This is a genomic window from Nocardia sp. CC201C (assembly GCF_030010695.1).
GTDB lineage: Bacteria > Actinomycetota > Actinomycetes > Mycobacteriales > Mycobacteriaceae > Nocardia > Nocardia otitidiscaviarum.
In genome coordinates this window covers 1-4,385 of sequence record NZ_JASCXP010000517.1, presented here as the reverse complement: position 1 = coordinate 4,385, position 4,385 = coordinate 1, and the positions used below count along the sequence as shown (strand labels likewise).

Annotated in this window: 4 protein-coding genes and 1 pseudogene; 4 read left to right on the top strand and 1 reads right to left on the bottom strand. The window is 68.2% G+C overall.

Annotation, left to right across the window (positions count from 1 at the left end; all coding sequences use genetic code 11):
- Nucleotides 1-69 precede the first annotated feature (69 nt).
- Nucleotides 70-1,566 (bottom strand): MFS transporter, encoded by a 1,497-nt coding sequence (locus QK444_RS33035; protein WP_282785974.1) that lies wholly within the window; start codon nt 1,564-1,566, stop codon nt 70-72.
- Between the two features lie 111 nt (nt 1,567-1,677).
- On the opposite strand from QK444_RS33035, the gene QK444_RS33030 reads away from it, so the two are divergent.
- The 4 genes and pseudogenes from QK444_RS33030 to QK444_RS33015 all read left to right on the top strand — a co-directional run.
- Nucleotides 1,678-2,403, top strand: coding sequence for a TetR/AcrR family transcriptional regulator (locus tag QK444_RS33030; protein WP_081592936.1), 726 nt, complete (start codon nt 1,678-1,680; stop codon nt 2,401-2,403).
- A 33-nt stretch (nt 2,404-2,436) separates the two neighbouring features.
- The gene (locus QK444_RS33025) at nt 2,437-3,735 is read left to right on the top strand and encodes a D-arabinono-1,4-lactone oxidase (protein ID WP_282785973.1); all 1,299 of its coding nucleotides are present in this window, start codon (nt 2,437-2,439) and stop codon (nt 3,733-3,735) included.
- Between the two features lie 163 nt (nt 3,736-3,898).
- Complete coding sequence (locus tag QK444_RS33020; protein WP_282785972.1) at nt 3,899-4,108, top strand: hypothetical protein; 210 nt, start codon at nt 3,899-3,901, stop codon at nt 4,106-4,108.
- Between the two features lie 14 nt (nt 4,109-4,122).
- Nucleotides 4,123-4,385, top strand: a pseudogene (locus QK444_RS33015) (hypothetical protein); the annotation flags it as partial.

Sequence of the window (4,385 nt, the reverse complement as noted above, 5' to 3'; positions counted from 1 at the left end):
AGCCCGCCCCCGCCCCCCCGGGGGGCGGGGCCACTCCCGGTATCGGCGCACCGCTCCGGCGCGTGGGACTCAGTGCGCCAGTACGGGTTCCCCTTCGGCCGGGACCGGCACGGTATTCGGCATGATCATGCCGGTGATGACCGCGCCGACCAGGAAGATGCCCGCCGCCCACCAGAAGGTGGTGGTGTAGCTCTCCACGGCGGCCTGGGCCAGCACGCCGGGGTTGGGCGGCAGGTGATCGGCGACGTAGCCGTCGAAGGCGCTGGCCGCCAGCGTGCTCAGCAGGGCGGTGCCGATGGAGCCGCCGACCTGCTGGCTGGTGTTCACCATGGCCGAGGCGACGCCCGCATCGGTGTGGTGCACCCCGGCGGTGGCGCCGGCGAAGGCGGTGGACATGGCCGCACCGAGACCGACGCCCATGATGATCAGGCTCGGCAGGATGTGGCTGGCGTAGCCGGTGTCCACGCCGATCCGGGTGAGCAGCACCATGCCCAGGGTGGCGAGCAGGTAGCCGGACACCACCGTCACCCGCGGCCCGACCCGCGGCAGCACCAGCGACGGCACCGTGGTGGAGGAGATCACCATGCCCGCCACCATCGGCAGGAACGCCACGCCGGTCACGATCGGGGTGTACCCCAGCTGCTGCTGCATGTAGTAGGTGAGGAACAGGAACATGGCGAACATGCCGATGCCGATGGCGAATACGGTGAGGTAGGACGCCCCGCGGGTGCGGTCGGCGATGACCCGCAGCGGCAGCAGCGGATGCGCTACCCGCTGTTCGATCCAGAAGAACACCGCCAGCAGCACCGTGCCGCCGATCAGGAAGCCGAGCGTGGCGGAGTCGGTCCAGCCGTCGGATTCGGCCTTGGAGAAGCCGTAGACGATGGCGAACAGCGCCGCGGTCACGGTGATGGTGCCGGGAATGTCGAGTTTCGGCCGCTCCGCGGTGGTGACGTGCTTGGCCAGCAGCAGCACCGCGCCGATCAGCGCGACGGCCGCGAAGATCAGGTTCACGTACATGACCCAGCGCCAGGAGGCCCATTCGGTGAGTGCTCCGCCGAGCAGCAGACCGAGTGCGCCGCCCGCACCGGCGATGGCGCCGAAGATGCCGAATGCCTTGGCGCGTTCGCCCGGTTCGGTGAAGGTGACGGTCAACAGCGACAGCGCCGCCGGGGCCAGCAGCGCACCGAAGACGCCCTGGGCGACCCGGGAGGCGACCAGCATCTCGAAGTTGGCGGCCGCCCCGCCCACCGCGGAGGCGACGGCGAAGCCGACCAGGCCGACGATGAAGGTGGTGCGCCGACCGAACAGATCGGAGAGCCGTCCACCGAGCAGCAGCAGGCTGCCGAAGGCGAGCGCGTAGCCGGTGATCACCCACTGCCGGTCGGCGTTGGAGAAGCCGAGATCGGCCTGCGCCTCCGGTAGCGCGATATTCACCACGGTCGCGTCGAGCACGACCATGAGCTGGGCGACACCGAGTACCGCGAGCACCCACCAGCGCAGGGCGTGGGAGCCGCGTCGACCGGTCGGCGGAGCCGGTTTCGCTATGTCGATGGTGGAAGTCATGCGGTGTCCTCGTCCCGTACACTTAGTGGAGGAAGGCCCTCCGGTTTCCTGTCAGAAGTTACCATCAAAACGGAGAGATAGCCTCCACTTAATCCCGAAGGTTGCTAGCATATGGGTGTGAATCACGCCACCACCACGGCCGCAGCGGCCGCGACGACCCCCTCGGGTCGTCCCGCCACGGGACAGCCCACCCGTCGCCTGCGCGCCGACGCCGCCCGCAATCAGCAGCGGATCATCGCCGCCGCGCGCGAGCTGTTCGCCGAGCACGGACTCGAGATCACCCTCGACGACGTCGCCGACAAGGCGGGAGTCGGTGTGGGCACCGTGTACCGCCGCTTCGCCAACAAGCAGGAACTGATCTCGGAGGTGTTCGACCAGAACGTCAACGAGTTCGCCGCGGCGGTGGAAACCGCCCTGCACCATCCCGACCCGTGGACGGGCCTGGTGGATCTGTTCGAGTACGCCTGCCGCCACATGGCCACCAATCGCGGCCTGAGCGAGGTGCTGCTCGAGATGAAGGACAGCATGGAGCGCTTCGAGTGCATGCGCGACCGCGTCCGGCCCGGCATGTTCCAGGTGGTACAGCGCGCCAAGGACGCCGGAGCGCTGCGGCCCGAGATCGAGTCCGGCGACTTCTTCGCGATGGTCAATATGGTCGACGCGGTCGCGGGTTTCGCCCGACCGGTCAACCCGGACGTCTGGCGGCGCTACATGGCGCTGATCCTCAACGGCGTGCGCGGCGACGCGGTCCCCCGCATCCCCCTCGACGTGCCACCGCTCACCGAGGAGGAGGTGGAGCGGGGCAAGGCGGCCATGTGCATGAACCGGAAACGGTAGCGCCGATCACATGTCCGGTTTAGAGTTGGACGCATGACCAACTCTTGGGTGAACTGGGCCGGGGATCAGAGCTGTACTCCGGCAGCCATCGCCGAACCGGGCTCGCCCGAGGAAGTCGCCGCCCTGCTCGCGCGAGCGGAGGCCGCCGGACATACCGTCCGAGTGGCCGGATCGGGCCACTCGTTCACCGACACCGTCTGCACCGACGGCACGCTCATGCGGCTGTCGAAGATGAACCGGATCCATTCGGTGGACCGCTCCAGCGGACTCGTGCGCGTCGACGCGGGCCTGACGCTCAATGCCGCCAGCAATTCCCTGCACCCGCTCGGCCTGGCATTCCCCAATCTGGGTGATATCGACGTGCAGACCATCGCGGGCGCGACCGCGACCGGCACGCACGGCACCGGGGCCAAACTCCAGAACCTCTCCGCCGCCCTGCATTCGGTCGAGATGGTGCTGGCCGACGGCAGCCGGGTGGAGCTGAACGAGCAGACCGACCCGGACGGCTGGCGCGCGGCACGGGTGAACATCGGCGCACTCGGCGTGGTCACCGCGGTGACGCTGCAGATGGTGCCCTCCTTCGTCCTCGAGGGCATCGAACGGCCACTCCCGCTCGAGGACGTACTGGCCGATCTGGATTCCCACGTGGACGGCAACGAGCACTTCGAGTTCTACATGTTCGCCCACAGCGACATCGCCATGACCAAGCGCAACAACACCGTGCAGCTGCCGGAGCAGCCGCGCGGGCGGGCCGTCGAATGGTTCTCCGACATCCTGATCAACAACCACGTGTTCGACGCCCTGTGCCGCCTCACCCGCCGCACCCCCGCGTTCATCCCCCGGGTGCAGCAGTTCTCGGCGCTGGCGGGTAGCTATCGACGCCAGGTGGAACGCTCCTACCGGGTGTTCGCCAGCCCGCGGCTGTTCCGCTTCACCGAGATGGAGTACGCCGTCGCGCGCGAACACTCCGTGGACGCCATTCGTGAGATCAAGGAGGTGGCCAAGCGGTTCGACACCGTCATGCCCATCGAGGTGCGGTGGGTCGCGCCCGACGACGCCTTCCTCTCCCCCGCAGGGGGGCGTGCCACCTGCTATATCGCGGTGCACCAGTACGCCGGGATGGAGTACGAGCCGTACTTCCGGGCGTGCGAGGCGGTTTTCGACCGGTATGGCGGTCGTCCGCACTGGGGTAAGCGGCACTTCCAGACGGCGGCGACCCTGGCCGAGCGGTATCCGGAGTGGGAGCGGTTCGCGGCGGTGCGCCGGCGCTTCGATCCGAACGGCCGTTTCGCCAATCCGTACCTCGATCGGGTACTCGGCCCGATACGCTGACCTGCGACAACTCCCGTTCCCGCCCGGTCGGTTCCGGATAGTTCCGGACCGACCGGGCTTTTTCATGTGGAACGGGCGTAGGATCATTAGCTGAAAGATCGCTCGTCGAAGTACCCCGAACCAGCGCGCCCGGTCCGGGCGTGCCACACCTACGGAGGTTTCGATGTCGCTCATGGACAAGGCCAAGGAGGCCGCGCAGAAGGCCAAGGAGCAGGCCGACCGCATGGGGAACAAGATCGAGGATCAGGCCGACGAGTTCGAATCCAAGTTCCACGAGGCGACCGGCGACGCCAAGCGCCGGGCAGACGAGGCGCGGGACAAGGCCGAAGGCGCCATGCGCGACGCCAAGGACAAGCTCGGCGGCGGGCGGTAGGCGGGAGAGCACGCGTGACCGACGAGGACAACAATCTCACCGCGACATCCGACGAACTCGCCGAGAACATCAGCGATACCGCTGGCGAGTGGGCCGAACGCGCCGGGGACGCGGCGGGGCAACTGGCCGAGAAGGCCAGCAGCGCCGCCGCCGAACTGGCCGACCGCGCTCAGACGGCCGCGGCCGAATTCGCGGATATGGCCAAGGCATTGGCCGACAGACTCGCGGGTGAGGACATCCAGAAATCGCTCGAACAGGCTCGTGCGAATCTCGAGGG